The sequence below is a fragment of the Victivallis vadensis genome (assembly GCF_003096415.1).
In the GTDB taxonomy this organism is placed as follows: domain Bacteria; phylum Verrucomicrobiota; class Lentisphaeria; order Victivallales; family Victivallaceae; genus Victivallis; species Victivallis vadensis.
The window spans coordinates 26,190-45,508 of record NZ_QEKH01000033.1; the positions used below are offsets into that span (position 1 = coordinate 26,190).

The following is a 19,319-nucleotide window of genomic DNA, read 5'->3' on the forward strand; positions in this document are numbered from 1 at the left end:
GGGGCGCGCGCCAATGCCCCTTCGGGGGGCGCGCGGCTGGCGGAGACAAACAAGATTACAGTTGGCCCTTTATGCCGCTCTGCGTGAAAGAGAGGGGCTCGGGGGAGAGAAAGCGGCGACTTGCGCCGCGTCTCTTCCCGTACCGAATATCCCTAACCTTTCACATACTCCCGGCAAGTTCTCACGCCTCTGCCAATGCTCTGCAAGCGGCAAGTCGGAGCAAAAACGTGAAGTTGCCTTTCCGCAAAAAAGCGGGAAGACAACTTCACGTTATTGCGGATCTTCTTCCCGCTGCCGACCGACCGCCCTTCCGCACTGCACCGCCTCGTACCCGGCACCGGCACCTTGCCGGACGCAGGGGGCGCGGGGGGCGGCGGACACGCCCCCCGCATACCGTCGCGTAAGGCCGACCACCGTAAGATTCACCCTTATTGAGCTGCTCGTAGTGATAGCGATCATCGCAATTCTGGCGAGTATGCTGCTGCCCGCTCTGAACCAGGCGCGGGCGCGGGCGCAGAAGATTTCCTGCACCAACAACCTGAAACAGCTCGGCACCGGACTGGGACTGTACATCACCGATTACGGTCCGTTCTTCCCGGTGTACAGCAGTCCGACCGACTACTGGATGCGGGGCTGGGGAGGGACGCTGCTGCCGTATGTGGTGCCGAAACGGGAGGACGGGGTGGTTTCGCCGAAGAGCGGCAAGCTGTACCACTGCCCGCTGGACCCGATCCCGGAACTGGCGGTCGGCTTCGGCGGTTTCGGGGAAATTTCGGCGCGCCGGAGCTATGTTTTCAACCAGGGAAAAGGGCTTGCTTCATCCGACGGCAACCAGTGCATCTATGTGGATCTGACGAAGCTGGACCGCAAGGACTCCAACGGCTCCGGCGCTCCCGGCATCATCGTGGACGGGATGAAGCGTACGAATACCGAGGGCGCGGTCGGCACCTATGACGCGAGCGCCTGCGACTACTGGGGGCTGATGAACTCCGGTGCGTACATGGGCCATCCCGACAACTCCCGGAACGCGCTGCGGCCGGATTTCTCGGTGTTCAGTTCCAACGAGGCGGCCTTTATCAACGAAGAGACGATCAAGCCCGGTTTCTATTATGAGACCAATGCGATCCTGAAATAAGCGGTTGAACACTATGGACGAAACAGTATTGGAAAAGCGCCGGGTGCTGACCCTTGCCAACGGCGTCACGCTCGAACTGCGCGAAGCCGGCGGCGTTTTCGCCGGAATCGGACGGGTGTGCAGCTGCGGCGTCGAATTGCGGAACCCGGATGAACCGATGTATTTCGTGATCCGCACTCCCTCCGGCGTGGAATTCACCAACTTCCGATTGGAGGAAGTACGGCCGGAGGACGGCGGCTTCCGGCTGGGGTTCGGAATGGAGCGGCGCGAAACCGACCTGATGGAGTGGATGACCCACGCGGTGCGTCCCCGCCGCAACCTGAATCCGGACCGCGCCCGCCCCGCACCGGCGGCGGATACGCGCCTGATTCTGGAACTGAAGCCGGTGGAGCGCGAATTCGGCGGCTGCCGCGCTGCCGGTTTCAGTTACCGCTACCGGTTCCGAAGCGATTCCGACGCGATCTACAAATTGACCGACTGCTCCAGCTGGGAGCCGGGCGGCCGGGCTTCCGGGAACATGTTCCTGATGCGCAGCTGCTTTGTGCCGTCGATCACCCGCTTCCGGGAGCCGTCGGATTTCTACTCCTCGGAGTGGTATCTGCCTGAATGCGAAAACACCCGCGCCTTCCAGTTCCTGCCTTTGCAGACGGAGTTGCAGGGCTTCACTTTCACGACCGGTCCGGCGGGAACGGTCGTGACCTGGGCGAACCGGGTGGGACATATCCGCTCGCTGTTTGAAAAGGAGCGGCATTCCGAAGCGATCCGCCACCGCCATGAACTGTGCGGCGACCTGTCGCGCCGCTTCGACACCCCGGAGCTTGAGGTTCTCCACTTCCCGGACGCGCTGGAGCCGTACGAGGTCTGCAATCGCTATGAGGCGGTGAAGGAGGTCGTCCACGAAACGCTGCATGCCGAACTGGATTTCCGGCGGGAGCGCGTTTCCGCCTACGGCATGATCGAGGAGTGGGGCAATCCCGATATGGAACGCTACGCCCGCGCCGGCGTGCCGAAGCTGGCGGCGGCGGGAGTGAAGAAGATCGGACTGGCCAACCATTTCCAGAACAATATGAACGTGTGGGGCGTCTCGAACATGTGCTGCACGGTCGACTACCGGATCGCCGAAAGCGTCGGGGAGGATAAATTCAAACTGCTCTGCTCCGAAGCGCGGCGCCGGGGCGTGAAAGTGGAGATGTGGGGCAATACCGCCCTCTCCACGCTGACCTGGCTTTTCCGTCAGCGCAGCGGCCGCGAGGGGGGCATCCGCTTCCTGCCGGAGGAGGATTCGATCATGGCGGCGCTGGAACAGGCGAAGGAGCCTTTCGTGCGGACTCCGTCGAACGCATTGGAGGCGGACCACTACGCTCCGGTGTTCGCGGTGCTGAACCTGCGCGACCCGGCGGTGCGCGCCTACTGGCTGAAGCGGTGGGGATACGCGGCGAAGGAGCTGGGGCTGCGCGGGATTTTCCTCGACAGCAGTTTCAATCTCTCCAGCGACAAATTCCACTGGTGCCAGAATCCGGAGGCGGGGCGCACCGGGGCGACCGCGGATGAAACCGGGCTGCTGGGACGGTTCCGGCCGGAGCGGGAGCCGGAAGGGCGGATTCAGTCGGAGTACTTCGCCCACCTGACGCTGATGCGCGAGATGCAGCGGCTCGGATATGACTACTGCACGGAGGATCTCGGCGTATTCGGCATCCACCGCCACGGCCCGGCGGCGGCGGCCCGGATCGATTCATTGCCGCTGTGGTCGGAGTGTCTCTGTTCCTTCGACGCGGACGGCATCGCCGCCGCCGGTTATGACCCGGACGAAATCTTCTTCCGGGGGCTGGCCTTCCGGATGATGTGGATTCTCTACTGGGATATGGAGTTCGACTGCCTGAGCTTCCGCATCTCCGGCAACCGGGGAACGCAGGCGCGTCCGCCGCAGGAATACCATTTAAAGCTGCTGCGGGCGTTCAATGAAGCGGAGACGGCTATGCGGGGCAGCCGGGAGCTGTTGAGCGGCGACCGGGGCGTGCTGTACCGGCAGGGAAAGGAGTGCATCCTGTGGTGTTTCCGCGAGTTCCGGGCCGGGCTTCCCGGCGGGGTTCAGATTGCGGAGCTGGCGGGCGGGGCGCGCCGTGAAGGCGACCGGCTCGACTGCTCCGCGCGGAGCGTCCTGCGGCTCACGGCGGAGCAGCCCGGAGAGCTGGCGGCCGCGCTGCGGCATTCCGGCGCGGCGCAGCCGGTGTTATCCTGAAAACCGTCAGGCCAGCAGCGGCCGGACCAGCGCCGACATCTTCCGGTAGGCTTCAAACGTCAGGTGGGTGCCGTCGGGCCGGGCGTATTCGGCGGCGAGCTGGCCCTCCGCATCCTTCAGCAGCGAGTGGTAGTCGAGATAGCCGTCGAGGTTGGCCCGGCTCCATTCGGCCTGTTCGGCGTTGATCTCGACGATCTTGGACTGGTATTGGAAACGGTCCCACGCATCCGGGTGGCGCAGCGGCAGGATGCTGCCGAGCCACACCTCGCTGCCGCGCTCTTTGATCAGCTGCGCCACCGCGCGGGTGCGGTCGATGATCAGCTGCTTCTCCTGTTCGATGCCGTTGATGCCGATCAGGATGAAAACCCGTTTGGGCGTATAGGGATAGACGTCGTCGTGAAGCCGGTAGTAGAGGCCGTGGACATTGTCGCCGCCGATGCCGCGGTTCAGCAAACTGTGGTTCGGGAAGAACTCGTGCAGCGGCCAGATGTCGGTGATCGAGTCGCCGTAGAAAAGGTTGTCGACGTGTCCGGTTTCAGCGGTCAGTTTGCGGTAGTTCAGAATTTCCTGCCAGCGGTCCCGCGTTTCGTAAAAGGCGATGGTATCCCGGATGATCGCGGGATCGAACAGCGAATCGAAGTTCTCTTTCATGGAGTCAATTCCTTTTTGCGTTGATGGCATAGTATACTGCGCATTGGAGCATTTGTCCAGTGTTTTTTGACGCGAAGCGCCCCCGGCTACCGAAGGCCAGTCGCAGGGGAAGCCTGCCGTTTTGAAGGCAGGCGGGTCTGCTTGCCCTGCGGGCAGCAGACCTTGTGCGCTACGGTGCCTGATTTTCAATCAGGCACCGTAGCTGGGCGCTGTAGCGCACAAGTGTCTCCGACTGCCAACGGTTTCGCCGTTGGATCACGACCGGGCAGCACCCGGAGGCGAGTTCCGCCGATAGACCAAATAAACTGATAGATACTAACCCCGGTTTTGAATTTTTACTACGTAAAAATTCAAAACCGCACCCGGCGCCGGCACCTTGCCGGTCTGGGCCGACCGTCGGCTGCGGGGACGGGGGGCGAAGCGCCCCCGGCCGCCGGAGGCTATTATTTCCCCGACAATACGGCGGAGCCGTAGCGGGAGGGGTCCTTGCCGTCGGCGATGCCGCCGTACCATTCGACCCAGTGGCGGTCGCGGCCCGCGTCGCGGTCGTTGAAGAGAATGCTGATGCCGAGCGGCATTCCGGCGGAAGGCCGGATGTTCAGCGTTTCCCACGGAATCGCGAACCGGTAGAGGGTGCGGTCGCCGTCGCGGCGGTTTTTCGTGACGATGTTCGGAATGGGCTGGTTCAGCGGCATCAGGTTGAGATTCATGCTGGCCCATACCCACGAATCCGGCTTCGCACTGTCGGCCTTGACGCCGAATTCGGCGTAGGCGGTCTCCTGAATGCCGTCGTTGTTGGGACGGATCATGAACTTCTGCGGGACGCTGACGCCGATCTGCAGCGAGTCGCCGTCCCACAGCGACGCGGCGGGACGGGTCACGAAGGTCTTGTCCTGCTGGTCGATCGAAAAGTAGAGATTCCGGTCGTCATAGGCGAGGCGGATGGTGCCGGACGGGCGGTCGAAGTCGCCGCGTACCGCGTGGCGGCTGGCGGTGCCGTCGCCGATCGAATAGGTTCCGGCGGCGGGCCATTCGGCGGCGGGGCGGTCGATCGCGCCGGCGAGGAACGGCACCGTGACCGGCACGATTCCGGCGGGAAGCGGCTGAAGCCAGTTCTGGCCGTCGGCGGCGGTGAAGCGGGCCTGATAATTGCTGTGGCGGCCGTGGCGGGTCAGGTAGAGCGGCAGCGTCTGCCGCTCGCCGGCGCGGGCTCTGGCGATGCCGAGCACGCGCTCCTTGTTTTCAAGGATTTCGACGACCGCTTCGGTGACGTCGCCGTGGCGGAGCACGTCGAAGCTGACCGCCGGGCCTTCCGGCGTGGATTCCGGCCGGATGTCGGCCAGTTCCAGCGGCTGCAGGATTTCAAGGCTCTTCTGCCAGATGTAGCGGCTCGAACCGTCGGATTCGAGGCGGAAGAAGAGGTCGTAATGGCCCGGCTTAAGCCCGGCTTTCGGGGTGATGACCACCTGCCGGGTATTGCCGGAGCCGGTGACCTGCGCGGAGCCGTATTCGCCGGAGGGGACCCGCAGTTCGGCGCCTTTGGCCAGCTCCTCGGGCAGCGTGACCGAGACGGTCAGCGGAGCGCCGGCGGAGGTTTTCAGCGCTTCCGGCCGGAAGTCCGCCGCGAATTTGCCTGCTTCAAACAGCGCTTTGGTACCGCCCTGAATGTAGACGGGAGCCTCGGTGACTTCGAGCGACAGGATGCCGTTCTTGAGCGGCATGCGGTAGGATTTGCCGCACACCTCGGTCACGGTGACTTCAGGGACGTTCAGCGGGAGCTGGATGCGGGCCGGTTCCGGGGTCAGCGAATAGACGGCCAGCAGCGGTTCGCCTCGTTTCTCGAAAAGCAGCACCCGCACCTGGCGGCTCAACTCCAGCTCGTGTTTATATTCGGCGTCGTAGGTCTGGCGCGAAACGGTCGCCCAGGCGGCAAAAGCGGGTTTTGGTTCGCGCAGTTTGGAGCCTTTCGGATGGCCGCGCAGCAGGCCGAAATCCAGCTCGCGGCGGCTGGTCGCCTCGTTCCAGAGGCCGTTGTGCCAGACACAGGCGGCGAGGCCGGGGATCTGGCGGTTCAGCAGCACGACCCGCGCGAGGTAGGCGGCCTGCTGCAGCTCGGTGACTTCGCCGCCGGGCTTGGTGGAGTAGCCGATTTCACTGATGTACATCGGAACCCGCTGCCCCGCAAGGGCGGTGATCTCCCGGTCAAGCCGGTTCAGGATGTCCACGTAGCCGGAACCGTCGGGGCTTTGCGCGCCCGGGATGTACGGATGCAGCATCAGCGCGTCGATATGCGACGCGATGCCGTGGTTGCGGTAGTAGCCGACATACTGGTTGTACTGGTTGGCGTTCATCGGGTTGATGCAGATGCCCGCGATGGTGCGGCCGGGATCGTGCTTGCGGACGACTTCGCTCTCCATGCGGATGATGTCCATCACGTCGTTCATGGTGCCGTGGAAGTTTTCGCCGACCATCGGCTCGTTCTGGGTCTCCCACACGTCCACGAGGCCGCGTTTGGAGGCGACCTCCTTTGAGAGCTTTTCACGCTGGACCTCAAGCTCGGCGGCGGAGTAGGGAACCATCTTTTTGAAGGGGTGCAGGATATTCATGCAGCGGATGATTTTGATCGGCTCGCGCGCGGCGATTTTTTCAGCAGTCGGCGGCTCGGCGGAGGCGTCCGGCTTCTGAAAAAAGGTAAAAAAAAGTTGCCGGTCCCATTTGGCACCGGCAACCCGTCGGAGCTCCGGCGTCAGCCCGCCCCAGACTCCGAAGGCCGGCTGGGGCGTGGAGTAATAGTCCTGCGGCAGCGGCGTGGTGACCAGCAGCGAGGTTTCGGCGGATTTCACCGCCTTGCCGCCGTCGACCACCTCGGCCCGGATGCGGTAGTAGTCGGGGCCGGGGAGCGTGACCGCGAGTTTCGGAACCCCGGGCTTGCCCTCCGCCGTAAAAACCTGCCGGTCGAAGGCGTCGGTGCCGACGACCCGCAGGAGACCTTTGCCGACTTCGGCTTCCACCGAAAACTCCGGCACGGATTCAAAAACCCGCACCGGGTCGGGCAGATTGAACCGGAACGCTCCGGTGTTGGATTCGGAGATGTTCTCCGTGCCGGCCGGAGCGGCTTCGACGGTGACCTTGATGTTGTCGAGGTAGAGCTTGGCCGGAGTGGCGCCCTGCTTCACATTCCAGTAGAACAGGATGTTCCTGACCTCCTTTCCCATGAACTGGGCCGGAACCGGACCGATCTTGCGGGTGAAGGTCTGCCACTCGCCGGTGACCGCGACCGGAGTTTTCAGTTCGCTCTTCTGTTCGCCGACTCCCGGAAAGAAGCCGATCGGGCGGCTGCCCTGCAGCATCGCCTTCATCGTCAGCTGCGGGCCGCCCTCCGCGACGGAGGCCTTGGCGTCAAAGGTGATCACATATACCTTGTCGGGCTGGAATCCGGTGCCCTGCGCGATATCGACCGAAGCTCCGGCGGGCGCGTCGACCGCAAGGCAGCGGCTGCCGTCGCTCGCTTCGCCGGAATCGACTTTGACGGCGGCGGTACGGTTGATCCAGAATCCGGCGGTGCCGCGCTCGAAAGAACCGTTGCTGAGCAGCCCGCTGTTGCCGGAGGTTGCCGCCGCTTTCGGGGCCGCCGCCTGCACCGGAGCGTCTTCGGTGGTGATTCTGATATTGTCGAGGTAGAGCTTCGCGCCTTCCGCGCCGGGCTTCACATTCCAGTACAGCATCGCTTTGGTGACCTCCTTGCCCAGCGCCTGCGCCGGAATCGGGCCGATCTTCTGGGTGAAGGTCTGCCACTTGTCGGTCACTGCCGCCGGAGTCTTGAGCGCCTTGCGCTGTTCGCCGACGCCGTCGAAGAACATGATCGGTCCCTTGGGGCCCTGCAGCATCGCCCGCATGGTGAGCTTCGGTCCGTCGGACGGAACGCTGGCGCGGGCGTCGTAAGTGATCACGTACACCTGATCCGGGATCAGCTTGACTCCCTGCACGACACTGACCGTGCCGCCCGCCGAAGTATCGACCGATATGCACTGCTTGCCGTCGGTCGAATCGGTGGTGTCGACCCGGACCGCGGCCTGGCGGTTGATCCAGTAGCCGCCGGTTCCCTGTTCAAATGAGCCGTTCTGGAAGCCGGTTTCGGCGGCTCCCACCGCGTATGCGCCCATGCCGAGCAGGGCGATGATGAGATTTCTGTAGGTCATATTTCTTCCCGATTTTTATACAGTCTGATTAAAGTGATGATGTTCAATTGAGACTTACAACCCGGACATTGCCGGGCAGAACCCACTCCTGAAACGCCGGGTAGACATCGTGCATCTGATTGCCTCCGAGCGCGCGGGCGCTGCCGTCGACAAAACCGAAGCCGCCGCGGTTGCCGGAGTGGCACAGCGAAGGTACGCCCTCCGCTCCGTTGTTCCAACTGAGGATCGCGCATCCCCTGACAGGCGTATAATTGACGATGATGTCCTTGAGGCGCACACTGTCGCCGACCATCCAGGTCTGCGAGGGAGCATAACGGCGGATCTTGAATAAATTATTGTAGAAACCGCCGGCATCTTCAAGGGAGCCTTTTGAAGTGCCGCGTTCCATATCCCGGTTCAGCCCGTAGGTGTTGTAACGGGTGCTGGAGTTGTTCACGAATTTGGGATTGTAGGTCTGGTTCGGGCAGACGAAGACATTGCTTGCCGGCAGGTAGGCGCCGTCCGCCAGCGCGTTGGACCAGTAGTAGTTGGCGCGCGGCTGGGGTTTGATCAGAATCCCTTTGTAATCGTTGGCATACATGATGCAGGCGGCGGAGATCTGCTTGAGGTTGCTGAGGCATTTGGTCATCTTGCTCTTTTCGCGCGCCTTGTTGAGAGCCGGAAGCAGCATCGCCGCCAGAATGGCGATGATCGCAATCACGATCAACAGCTCAATCAGGGTGAAATAGGCTGTTCCGGGTAAGTGACTGACATGTGAATTGCTGCGCTTGCTTTCCATTTTTCCGATCCTTCCCTGGTTGAAATTCAATATTCCGTTGTGTGGTGATGATTTATATTGGAACCGTTCAACAGCTTGCCCTAAGTATGTTTTTACGTTCGCCCGCCGTCTCCGGCTTATGCAGCAAAGAAACGGTCCGGCTGCCGGTGGAGCCGCGCAGAACCGGCTGTGCGGGAAGCCGGATCTCCCGGCGGGGGCCGGTTTCGCCGCCGGTGATCCGTTCGAGCAGCAGCCGGGCAGCGGTCCGCCCGATGGTTTCGGCCTGCTGGTCGGCGGTGGTGAGCTGCGGCCGGAGCTTTTCGCAGAGCGGCAGATTGCCGAAACCGGTGATCGCCAGCTCCTCCGGCACCCGGATGCCGAGGTCGTAAGCCACATTCAACGCGTCATTCGCAAGATAATCGTTAAAACAGACCAGAGCTTCGGGCCGGTCAGGCATTTTCAGCAGATTGCGGATCTGCTCGTAGTTGCCATAACGGGAGTTGGTGACTTCGCACAGAAAACGGCCGTCCACCGGCAAACTCCGGCTGAACATCGCATCGAGAAACCCGGCCCGCCGCTCTTCGCCGGAACTGACCCGCGAAAACAGCACGGCCCCGATCTTCCGGTAACCGCGCTCAAAAAGCTCCCCGACCAGCGCTGCCATCGCCGCGCGATTGTCGGTGCCGACGTAATCGAAATCGCAGCTTCCCCACACCTGGTCGATCAGCACCACCGGATTGTGGAAGCTGTGCAGCTGGGCGATATGCGACGGCGTCGGCGGTTCGCCCATCGGCAGCAGCAGCAGCCCGTCGACCCGGCGCCGGCTGAAACGGCTCAGCAGGTCGACGCCGTCCTTCACCAGCCGGTCCCAACTGATCACGTAGGAATCGTAGCCGTACTCGTGCAGCGCCTGATGGATGCCGTCCATGATCGCGCCGGAGAACTGGCACTGGAAATTGTTGCAGGCGATCCCGATGCTGCGGCTTTTGCCGGTCTGCATGCACTCGACCATCGCGTTGGGCTGGTAGCCGTACTGACGCGCGACTTCCTGAATCCGTTCGCGGGTGGCGAGTTTGATTCCGGCATGGCCGCGAAGCGCCTTGGAGACGGTGGATTCCGCCACTCCGCAGATCCGGCCTATTTCTTTCATCGAAATCATTTTTCGGTTTCTCCTGTGATATCCTGTCGCTTTTAATTATACCAAAAAAGAATGCGTTTGTCAAGTACTTGAAATTATTTTATTGAAAAATATTTTTATGCGTTGTATGGTTAACGGTAAGCACAAAAATATGATTTTATGCATTTTCAGAACTTTTTCAGCAGAAAATCGAGGACAGAATATTTCAAGTAGTTGAAAGAAGGCCTTCGAATTCCGGTGTTTGAATTTTCCCGATTTTGCGTTACACTATTCCAACCAGAGGAGAGTCATTGTCACAACAGGAGGATTATTATGCCCGCCGGATCTGGAAAAAAAGCGGCGATGGGGATTTTCACGCTGTCGATGCTGAATATCGCCGCCGTACTGTCGATCGTGAATTTCCCGGAACAGGCCGAATACGGCTACCGTATCGTTTTTTACATCACCGCCTCCGCGCTGTGTTTCTTCATGCCGACCGCGCTGGTGTCGGCGGAACTGGCTTCGGCATGGCCGAAGGACGGCGGCGTCTATCTGTGGGTACGTGAGGCATTCGGCCCGCGGTGGGGATTCGTGACCGTGTTCATGCAGTGGCTGAACAGCCTGCCGTGGTTCGCAACCGTGCTGACCTTCGTGGCGACCGCGCTGGCGTATGTCTGGGAACCGGAGCTGGCGAAAAACCGCTGGTTCGTCTATTGCGTGGTGGTCGGCACGATGTGGTTCTGCACGGTGCTGAACTTCCGGGGCATCCGGCTCTATGCGCTGCTGAGCAGTGTGGGCGCCCTGATCGGAACGGTGATTCCCGCCGCCGCGATCGTGGTATTCGCGGCGGTCTACCTGGGGATGGGAAACGCCCCGGCAATCCCGTTTTCGCTTCGCGCAATGGTGCCTGAACTCGACAGCCTGAAGCAGTGGATGCTGCTGGCGGGTATGATGGTCGCAATCGCCGGAATCGATATGCCGGCGGTTCATGTGACGGATGTGGAGAATCCGCAGAAAAACTTTCCGCGCGCAATTCTCCTCTCCTCGATCCTGATCATTCTGCTGAGTATCTTCGGCTCGCTGTCCATTTCCATGATCGTACCGCCCGACCAGCTGAGCATGGCTTCCGGGGCTCCGGAGGCATTCGACAAAATGCTGACCGCGCTGGGGCTGCGCTGGCTGACTCCGGTGATGTGCATCCTGCTGATCTGCGGCGCGCTGACCACGGTGCTGACCTGGACGCTCGGCCCGTCGAAGGGACTGCTGGAAGTGGCGAAGGAGGGGTTTCTGCCCGCTTACTGGCAGCAGCGCAACCGTTACGGGATTCCGGTGCGGATTCTGGTAGTGCAGGCGATCGTGCCGTCGCTTATTTCGCTGGTGATCTTTTTCATGCCGACGATCGGCGGGGCGTTCTGGGTGATGATGGCGCTGTCGGCACAGCTTTACATGATGATGTATCTGTTCATGTTCGCCGCCGCGATCCGGCTGCGCTTCTCGAAACCCGACGTGCCGCGTCCCTACCGGATTCCCGGCGGAAAGGCGGGTATGTGTGTGGCTGCGGGACTGGGATTCGCAACAGCACTGTTGGCATTGCTGGCCGGTTTCGTGCCGCCGGAGAGCATCCGGTCGCAGGGAATCCGGCATTCGGTCGGCTATATGGCGTTCCTGTCGCTGGGCACATTGCTGTTCATCGGGTTGGCAATTATTCTCTGCCGCCGTCAGGTCGGCAGACCAGCGGCGGAATCCGGCGAGTAAAGTCCTTTCTCCCATTCAGCTTCGGAGGTTTCGCCTTCGGTCGCTGGAGGCGAAATTCCCGAAAACCATAGATGGTTGTACTGTGGAACGGGAATAAAAATGAAAATTTCTGAAATTCCCTCTTGCTTTTGAAATCGGTTTGTGGTATAATTAAAATGTGTCGACAATAGACACAATATTTTACCTGATCTTCGGCTTTTGTCGGATTTGTGCGTTGATATTTGGGAAAGCGTTCTTTTTTATTTGAATGTAATGTGTTTATGATAGACACATAAATTCGGAACTGAAACAATTATGGAAAACGGAAATAAAACTGACTGGCTTTACCGGGAATTGCGCCGCCGGATCGCGTTGATGCGTGACGGGGAGGCGTTTCCGACGGTCCGGGAGCTGATCGCGGAGTACGACCTGAGTCAGGCGACGGTGACGGCGGCAGTAAAGCGGCTGAAGGAAAAAGGGCTGATCGAGGCGTTTGTCGGGCGCGGCTCATTCGTGCGCAAGGAGAGCAAGGCGAAACCCCACCTCCTGCTGTTGCAGCAGAACTGGGAGAGCTGGAACATCACGCATGTGCGGTATGAGCTCGAACAGGCCGCCGTCCGGCACGGATTCGAACTTGAAACGGTCCGGTTCGACTATCACAGCGATATCTGCGAACGGCTGAACGACTATACCGCCGACCTGATCATTCTGGATTCTCTGACCAACGATCAGCTCACTTCGCGGCAGGTCACGGCGCTGACGCAGTCGGCGGTTCCGGTGATCCTGTGCAGCTATGCGGTGCAGATCGAGGGAATCCGGTATGTGTGCGGCGACAACGGTTCCGGCGGCGCGCTGGCCGCGCGCTATCTGGCACAGCACGGACACAGCAAAATCGGCCTGCTGTACTGCGAACCGCATGTGCTGACTTCCGAAGCGGTGGCGAACAGCTTTGACTTCGTGGCGGCGACCTGCGGCTGCGAAGTGACGCTGCTGGACTGCGGAATGCAGCCGGGAGACCGGCCGGAACTCCCGATCCGGGAATTTGCGAAGCGGTATGCGGCGGGGGAATACGATTTCAGCGCGATGTTCGCGATTTCGGACAACGGCGCATTGCTGGCGATCCGGGAGTTCGAGGCGTCGGGGATCGCGGTTCCGGACACGTTGAGCATACTCGGGTACGGCAATGTGGCGATGCCGGGCAACGAGCGGCTGACTACGGTGAACACCCCGCGCGACCGCATCGCGGAGGAGGTGATGGCGATGGCCGGAAACCTGCTGAACCACCGCCGGAATTTCAAGACGCAGGTGAATGTGCTGCCGGTGATGGTCGAACGCCGCTCGGTGCGCACGCTGCCGGTTTTTCAGGTTGTGTAATTTGCTTTTAACTCTCAACCCTTATCAATAGATCGGAGGAAGACGCCATGCTGAACAAAACGGGGGATCAGATGAAAAGGAAATGGATAAAATTCACCCTTATCGAGCTTCTAGTCGTTATTGCCATCATCGCGATTCTGGCGGCGATGCTGATGCCGTCGCTGAACAAGGCGCGGGCCGCCGCTAAAACGAGCCAGTGCCTGAACAACCTCAAACAATGTACGCTCGGCATCCAGCTGTATGCCGGAGATCATCGCGGATACGCCTTTATCCAGTGGAGTTCCTCGCAGGACAAATGGCCCCAGTGGTACGGCGGAGTGATCGCCAACCTCGGCGGCAAGTACATCAAGCAGCAGCAGATGACCTGTCCTTCGGCGCATTTCGGCAAGGGTTCTCCCTATACCATCGAAAGCCTGGTGGCCGACAAGCATACCGGGTACGGGATTCACGGTTCGATGGGGCGCGCCGCCGACACCAGAGACGCCGCGGACAATCCGATGCCGGGAATTATACGCTATGCCAACGGCAAGTGGACGGTGCGGGAGAGCGGAGCGCCGACCTATGCTGGCGACAATGTTTTCGTACTGCTGGCGCGGCTGCCCGGCCCGTCGAATCTCGTGCTGCTGGCGGACACCTCCGGCGCCAGAGGGAAAAAGGACAACAACGCGGGGGCGATCTTCGCCCAGGGCGACAGCGATTACAATATTTTCACGCGCCACAACGGCCGCGCCAACACCGCCCGTTTCGATGGTTCCGTGCGGGGTATGAGCGGCGGCGAACTGACAAGCGGCAAACTGTTCTACTACGACCAGGCGTTTATCAAGCACGATTTCAAATAAGCCGGGAGTTTCATAATGAGAATTTTGTTCGGGCTGGCCATGCTGGCCGCGGTCCTCGGCCTCTGGCTGCTTTCCCGCAAGGGATTCGGGCCGTTGAAGCGCAAACTCGGCGCGGCGGCGCTGTCTCTGCTGCTGGCCGTCGGCGCAGCCGGTTATCTCCGGCTGGCGTTGAACAGCGAAATCTCGGCGCTGCAGGACAGTGAAACGTTCTATTATGCGTCCCAGGCGGATGCCGCCGGGAGATTCATCCGGGAAAAACTGGCGGGAACCGATATCGTACTGATCGCCGATCCCGGCTATCGGGACGACCTGCGGCTGCCCGGCTTCCGGGAGGCGTTCTGCCGCGCCGTCGGGCATGACAACGTGGAACTCGCTCCGCTGGAGACCTCGAATCCGGAGCTGCCGCTGTACGAAACCATGAAAAGCGACGACTTCGACCGGCTGCAGCAGAAGTTCCCGGAGGCCGATGTGTTCGTGTCGCTGGTGGGTCTGCCGTCGGATGCGATGCGCATGAAGATGATCCGTCAAGGCGGTCCCGGCAAAAAGCCTGCGCTGCTGCTGATCGGACTCGGCGAAGTGCCGCGCCGCCAGCTGGCGGAGGCGATCCGTTCCGGCAGGGTGGCAGGGGCCATTACGCTGCGGACGGAACAGATCGACTCCGACCGGCTCGCCCCGCGGAATCCTGAAGAGGCTTTCGCGCTCCGCTACCGGCTGATCACGCTGGAAAACGTCGCCGGCGCCCTGTAATTCGATATTGTTTCGGAAGCAACCTGAAAAGGAGAATGAATATGCTCTGGAAATCCCTGTTTGCGGCACTCGGCTGTGCCGCTGCGCTGACCGTATCCGCGGAAGCGGTCAGAATCACGCCGGGCGGCGTGGACCGGCCGCTGATTTCCGCCCGTTCCGGCGAAAAGACGATCCGCGTCAAAGTCGAGGCGGCGAATCCGGACGGTCTGACGCTCGACCTGCTGGCTTGCGTCTACGGCGAACGCAATCCGGTCGCCAAAGTGCTGAAAGTGCCGGCAAAGGCCGAAACCGAACTCAGGTTCAGGCTGCCGAGCGTCGGCATCTACGATCTTTGCCTGATCGCGCGGCGCGACGGCCGGGAGGTGGCCCGCACGTACACCAACTACGCGGTCACGCCGGCGCCGGACTATCCGAGGCCGGATGATTTCGGCGCCTGCACCCACTTCGCGCAGGGCAAGGGGGATTACCGCAGGACCTTTGAATATATGAAGCTCGCCGGTTTCACCCGGCTGCGCGACGATCTGCCGTGGAGCGGGCTGGAACGCAAGCCGAAGGTCTACACCATATCGGAACGGATCGAGAAAATGGTCGACATCGCTCCGAACTACGGCATCCGGCCGCTGCTGGTGACCGGATACAACACGCCCGCCTACAAGTTTGCCAGATCGTTTCCGACCACCGGGGAGCAGCGCGCGGCCTTCGCCGACGCGGTGGCGTTCGCGGTGAAGCACTTCGGCAACCGCGTGACCGAGTGGGAGATCTGGAACGAACCCAATGCGATGCACCCGGTGAACGACTATCTGCCATTGCTCAAAGAGGTCTATCCCAAAGCCAGGGCGGCCAATCCCGGCATCACCGTGATCTCCTGCGGCGGCGGCGGCGCGGGCGGCGGTCCGGGCGGCGGCATGATCGTGCCGATCCTGAAGGCAGGAGGGCGCGAGTTCATGGACGGGTTCAGCATCCACCCCTATATGTCGCCCAGCGATCCGGACTTCGGGTATGCGGGGTACAAAAGCCCGATCCCGCGGGTCGAGGTCCGCGGCGTCACCCGTTATCTGACGGGCGTCACCGCGAACAACCGCAAGGCGGACGGTTCGCAGATCTCCTGCTGGGTCACGGAAATCGGCTGGCCGCTGGAGCATCCCGCCGCCCGGCCCGATCCGGTCACCGAGATGAAACAGGCGGTCTATTTCGCCCGCACCATGCTGCTGTTCCGCTCGACCGGCAGCGGGACGAAGGTGTTCTGGTACGATTTTCAGGATGACGGCATCGACCCGAAGAACAAGGAACACAATTTCGGCCTGATCCGCACCGATTATTCGCCGAAACCCTCCTATCAGGCGGCGGCTTTCTGCGCCTGGGCGCTGCGCAACCGCGCTTTTGCCGGCGATCTCCATAAGGGAGCGGTGATCACCGGGCCGTGGAACGCCGACCGGAAGGCCCTTGCCGACGGCAAGCTGAAAATCTATCAGTACGGGCGGGGCGGCGACGCCGTCGTCGCCCTGTGGGCCGGGGACAACCGGCGTTATGAAGTGGAATTCCAATTGCCGTTCCCGTATGAGCAGGCGATCGCCTTCGACTGGCAGGGGCGGCGGGGCGTGCTGCCTGGAAAACTCGACGGCAACCGGATCAAACTGCCGGTGGATTTCAAAGTACAGTATATCGTCAACAAAGGGAAATAAAATGGTTTCACACCGTCAACTGCTCGGCGCGCTTTTCGCCGCCGCCGCATTATCCGCCGCCGCCGCGCCGATGCCGGAAAATTCCGGCATGGTCTGCGACAGCATGATCGTCAACGGCTGGGGCGTCAAGCCGGTTCTCGGCGATACGCAGTTCATCCTCGAACGGGATGCGGGCGACTTCACGATCCTGCCGAACCTGATCGCCGACAACTCCCGCGGCAAAAGCGCCGCCGAATACACCATCGACGCGACCCTGACCGACATCAACGGCCGGGTTTTCGCGCGGCAGGAGAGCAAGCTCGCAGTCCCCGCCGGAGGCCGGAGCAAGGCCGATCCTTTTGAGGGCACCCGTCAGAGGCTGAACAATCAGGTCGCATTGTTCACGGCGGAAATCGCGGATGCGGCGGGCAGGACGACTCGGATTTCCGGGATTTTCGGGGAAGCCGCGCCGGTGGGGCCGGAGAAAGCGGATGTGTTCGGCATGAACGTCCACTTCGGGCGGTACGACGCCGACCAGCGCTGGAAACTCTATCCGCTGCTGAAGAAAGCCGGTGTTTCGACGGTGCGCACCGACAGCTCTTTCCGCAATTTCAAGACCCGCGAGGAGGCCAGAGAGACCCTGCTGCGGCTCAAGGAGGCGATCCTCGGACAGGAGGCGTTCGGCTTTGAATCGATGGTGCTGGTCGGCTATTTCCCACCGGGATTCCACCGGAGCGCCGAAAAGCTGGTCACCGCCCGCGAATGGATGGAACTGCTGGCGCGCGAACTCAAGGGGCGCGCTTCCTTCCACTACGGCAACGAAACCAACTCCGGCTGGGGGGCGTTCGGGGCGGCGGCGGATATGGCGCAGCTCAATAACGCGATGGCGATCGGCACGGAGGCGGGCGACCCGGGGGCGCGGCGCGGTTCATTCGGCATCGCCGAGGGCGATATCGCCTATCTCGACCGGTTTCTGGGAGCGGGGGCGGGCGACCGGCTCGACGCGATCTGCCTGCATCCTTACGGCGGCACGCCGGAGGCGTCGGTCGCCAAGCTGCTCGCCGCCCGCGGAGTGATCCGCAAACATGGCGGCAACCAGCAGATCTGGGCGACCGAAGTCGGCTTCCATACCGACGAAGCGGGCAAACGCAACGAGCTGACCGGCAATCTGACCGGCGTCTCCGGCTTTACGATGCTGCACCAGCGGCAACTGCTGGCGCGGCTGTTCGTTCTGGCGCTGAGCCACGGCATCGAGCGGATCTACTGGTACGACTTTTACGGACTCAAGGACCCGGAGACCTTCTATCTGGTCAATCCGGACCTGACCCTCCGGGACTCCTATCATGCGCTGGCCGAGTGCGCCCGGCAGCTCAAAGGCGCCCGGCCGCTGGGCGGGACCGCTCCGCACGAACTGATCCAGCGCCACTACTTCAGGCGTGCCGACGGAACAACCGTGATGGCGGCATGGGCGCTGGCCGGAGGAGTCCGGGCGGATTTCCGGCTTCCCGCGAATGCGGAGGCGACCGACGACCTCGGCAGGCCGGTCGCCCTGCCGCCGGACCGGGTGCCGGTTCTCGGCGACGGCGTGCTCTATGTCACCGGCCTGAAGCTGCCGGAGTTCACGGCCCGCAAGGTGATCGCCGGAACGCTGGACGAACGCAATTTCAACCGCCCGATGAGCCGTTTCACGGTCAGGCCCGGCGGCACGGTGCAAATCCCGTGGAGCGTCTGGAACGGCTCGGCCGCGCCGGTTGAAGCCGCTCCGGCGGTACTGCGGCGGCTGCCCGGCTGGAAGATCGGGCTGCCGGGCAATATCGCGGTCGAACCGGGAAAGCAGCACAACGGAAAGATTCTCCTGACCGCTCCGACCGACGCGGTTCCGGGCGTCGAATATGAGTTCACCTTTGCCGCCAATATCGATGGCCTGCAGCGGACTCTGCCCTATACCGTGCGGGTGGCGGCGGAGGGGGAGTTCCCTTACCGGGCGATTCAGCAGACGGCATCCGGCAGCTGCCCGATGTGGAATCCGATGGATGAGTCAAAAGCGGGCACCGGCAATCCCGAACTGACCGCGCGCCGCGGTTCGGCGAAAATCGACGGCGACCTTGCGGAGTGGAAGCCGGAGGAGTTCTTCCCGATCGACCAGAAGTTCCAGTGGATCCTGCGCGACTCGGGCATCCCGTCGGCGGAGGATTGGAGCGGCTGGATCGCGTTCCGCTGGGATGAAAAGAAGCTGTACGCCGCGGTGCTGGTGCGTGACGACGAACTCTTTTTCGGGGATTTTCTGAGCCGCGACTGGCGCGACAGCGACAATATGCGCCTTTTCCTGAGTTCCGTGGCTGATCCGGCCAAACGGGCCAAAACGATCACCGGCGACGACCTGCTGCTGATCATGACTCCGACCGGCGTCGCCCGGACCGAGGGGCCGATGCTCAACATCGCCTCGCTCGGCGGGCTGGTCCGTTCCGGCATGGAGTCGCAGGTGGAGATGAAAAGCCGGGTCTGGAAGAACGGTTACGTGCTGGAGGCGGCGATCCCGTTCTCCCTTTTCAACGCGAAACCGGCGGAAGGGACCGTTCTCGGACTCAATGTGATGGCCGACGACTGCGACGGCAACTTCCGCCAACATGTCGGCATGACTTATTACAAGTCCCCGAATTACTGGAACAGCCCGGCTGCCCTGGGCAATCTCAAACTCGGGAAATAACTTTCCCGGCATCTATATCAAAACGCGGGCCTGCTCTCCCTGTCATGGAAAGCAGGCCCGAGTTTACCGGCCGGTGCTCCGGGGGGGACGATTTATTCCAATTGGGTTCAATGCCTCGCCTCTTGGGGCGACTTTTACAAGTCCCGAAATTGTTTTTCG

Annotated in this window: 12 protein-coding genes; 8 read left to right on the forward strand and 4 right to left on the reverse strand. The window is 61.8% G+C overall.

All coding sequences use genetic code 11. The annotated features are described in order from the left end of the window. Positions 1–445: 445 nt before the first annotated feature. Together C8D82_RS22380 and C8D82_RS16675 are read left to right on the forward strand one after the other, a co-directional pair. Complete coding sequence (locus C8D82_RS22380; RefSeq protein WP_207776167.1) at positions 446–1,135, forward strand: type II secretion system protein; 690 nt, start codon at positions 446–448, stop codon at positions 1,133–1,135. A gap of 13 nt (positions 1,136–1,148) precedes the next feature. Then, a complete protein-coding gene (locus tag C8D82_RS16675; RefSeq protein WP_116885427.1) occupies positions 1,149–3,374 on the forward strand; it encodes a hypothetical protein in 2,226 nt (741 codons plus the stop codon). A 6-nt stretch (positions 3,375–3,380) separates the two neighbouring features. Here the strand turns inward: C8D82_RS16675 and C8D82_RS16680 are convergent, their stop codons facing one another. The 4 genes from C8D82_RS16680 to C8D82_RS16695 form a co-directional block, all read right to left on the reverse strand. Then, positions 3,381–4,025 carry a GDSL-type esterase/lipase family protein gene (locus C8D82_RS16680; RefSeq protein WP_165833145.1) on the reverse strand — a complete coding sequence of 215 codons (645 nt, stop codon included), beginning with the start codon at positions 4,023–4,025 and terminating at the stop codon, positions 3,381–3,383. Positions 4,026–4,468: 443 nt separating this feature from the next. Beyond that, positions 4,469–8,224 carry a carbohydrate binding domain-containing protein gene (locus C8D82_RS16685; RefSeq protein WP_116885429.1) on the reverse strand — a complete coding sequence of 1,252 codons (3,756 nt, stop codon included), beginning with the start codon at positions 8,222–8,224 and terminating at the stop codon, positions 4,469–4,471. 43 nt (positions 8,225–8,267) lie between these two features. Further along, on the reverse strand, positions 8,268–9,002 hold the full coding sequence (locus C8D82_RS21690) for a prepilin-type N-terminal cleavage/methylation domain-containing protein (protein WP_206212495.1): 735 nt from the start codon (positions 9,000–9,002) through the stop codon (positions 8,268–8,270). A gap of 67 nt (positions 9,003–9,069) precedes the next feature. After that, positions 9,070–10,140 carry a LacI family DNA-binding transcriptional regulator gene (locus tag C8D82_RS16695; protein ID WP_116885430.1) on the reverse strand — a complete coding sequence of 357 codons (1,071 nt, stop codon included), beginning with the start codon at positions 10,138–10,140 and terminating at the stop codon, positions 9,070–9,072. A gap of 291 nt (positions 10,141–10,431) precedes the next feature. Here C8D82_RS16695 and C8D82_RS16700 point away from each other — a divergent pair, with 291 nt between their 5' ends. The 6 genes from C8D82_RS16700 to C8D82_RS16720 all read left to right on the forward strand — a co-directional run bounded on the left by C8D82_RS16700 (position 10,432) and on the right by C8D82_RS16720 (position 19,160). Continuing rightward, positions 10,432–11,853, forward strand: coding sequence for an amino acid permease (locus C8D82_RS16700; protein ID WP_116885431.1), 1,422 nt, complete (start codon positions 10,432–10,434; stop codon positions 11,851–11,853). Positions 11,854–12,147: 294 nt separating this feature from the next. Then, positions 12,148–13,206, forward strand: a complete 1,059-nt coding sequence (locus C8D82_RS16705; protein WP_116885432.1) for a GntR family transcriptional regulator — start codon at positions 12,148–12,150, stop codon at positions 13,204–13,206. 47 nt (positions 13,207–13,253) lie between these two features. Beyond that, on the forward strand, positions 13,254–14,045 hold the full coding sequence (locus tag C8D82_RS16710; RefSeq protein ID WP_116885433.1) for a prepilin-type N-terminal cleavage/methylation domain-containing protein: 792 nt from the start codon (positions 13,254–13,256) through the stop codon (positions 14,043–14,045). Positions 14,046–14,060: 15 nt separating this feature from the next. Continuing rightward, positions 14,061–14,792, forward strand: a complete 732-nt coding sequence (locus C8D82_RS16715) for a hypothetical protein (protein WP_116885434.1) — start codon at positions 14,061–14,063, stop codon at positions 14,790–14,792. A gap of 41 nt (positions 14,793–14,833) precedes the next feature. Then, positions 14,834–16,474: a glycoside hydrolase 5 family protein gene (locus tag C8D82_RS21370; RefSeq protein ID WP_165833146.1), complete on the forward strand. Its 1,641-nt coding sequence runs from the start codon at positions 14,834–14,836 to the stop codon at positions 16,472–16,474. Position 16,475: 1 nt separating this feature from the next. Then, complete coding sequence (locus C8D82_RS16720; RefSeq protein WP_165833147.1) at positions 16,476–19,160, forward strand: sugar-binding protein; 2,685 nt, start codon at positions 16,476–16,478, stop codon at positions 19,158–19,160. Positions 19,161–19,319: the final 159 nt, after the last annotated feature.

Coding starts and splice junctions, on each gene's coding strand:
- C8D82_RS16675 (WP_116885427.1), top strand. CDS start 1,149: ATGGACGAAACAGTATTGGAAAAGCGCCGGGTGCTGACCCTTGCCAAC.
- C8D82_RS16680 (WP_165833145.1), bottom strand. CDS start 4,025: ATGAAAGAGAACTTCGATTCGCTGTTCGATCCCGCGATCATCCGGGAT.
- C8D82_RS16685 (WP_116885429.1), bottom strand. CDS start 8,224: ATGACCTACAGAAATCTCATCATCGCCCTGCTCGGCATGGGCGCATAC.
- C8D82_RS21690 (WP_206212495.1), bottom strand. CDS start 9,002: ATGGAAAGCAAGCGCAGCAATTCACATGTCAGTCACTTACCCGGAACA.
- C8D82_RS16695 (WP_116885430.1), bottom strand. CDS start 10,140: ATGATTTCGATGAAAGAAATAGGCCGGATCTGCGGAGTGGCGGAATCC.
- C8D82_RS16700 (WP_116885431.1), top strand. CDS start 10,432: ATGCCCGCCGGATCTGGAAAAAAAGCGGCGATGGGGATTTTCACGCTG.
- C8D82_RS16705 (WP_116885432.1), top strand. CDS start 12,148: ATGGAAAACGGAAATAAAACTGACTGGCTTTACCGGGAATTGCGCCGC.
- C8D82_RS16710 (WP_116885433.1), top strand. CDS start 13,254: ATGCTGAACAAAACGGGGGATCAGATGAAAAGGAAATGGATAAAATTC.
- C8D82_RS16715 (WP_116885434.1), top strand. CDS start 14,061: ATGAGAATTTTGTTCGGGCTGGCCATGCTGGCCGCGGTCCTCGGCCTC.
- C8D82_RS21370 (WP_165833146.1), top strand. CDS start 14,834: ATGCTCTGGAAATCCCTGTTTGCGGCACTCGGCTGTGCCGCTGCGCTG.
- C8D82_RS16720 (WP_165833147.1), top strand. CDS start 16,476: ATGGTTTCACACCGTCAACTGCTCGGCGCGCTTTTCGCCGCCGCCGCA.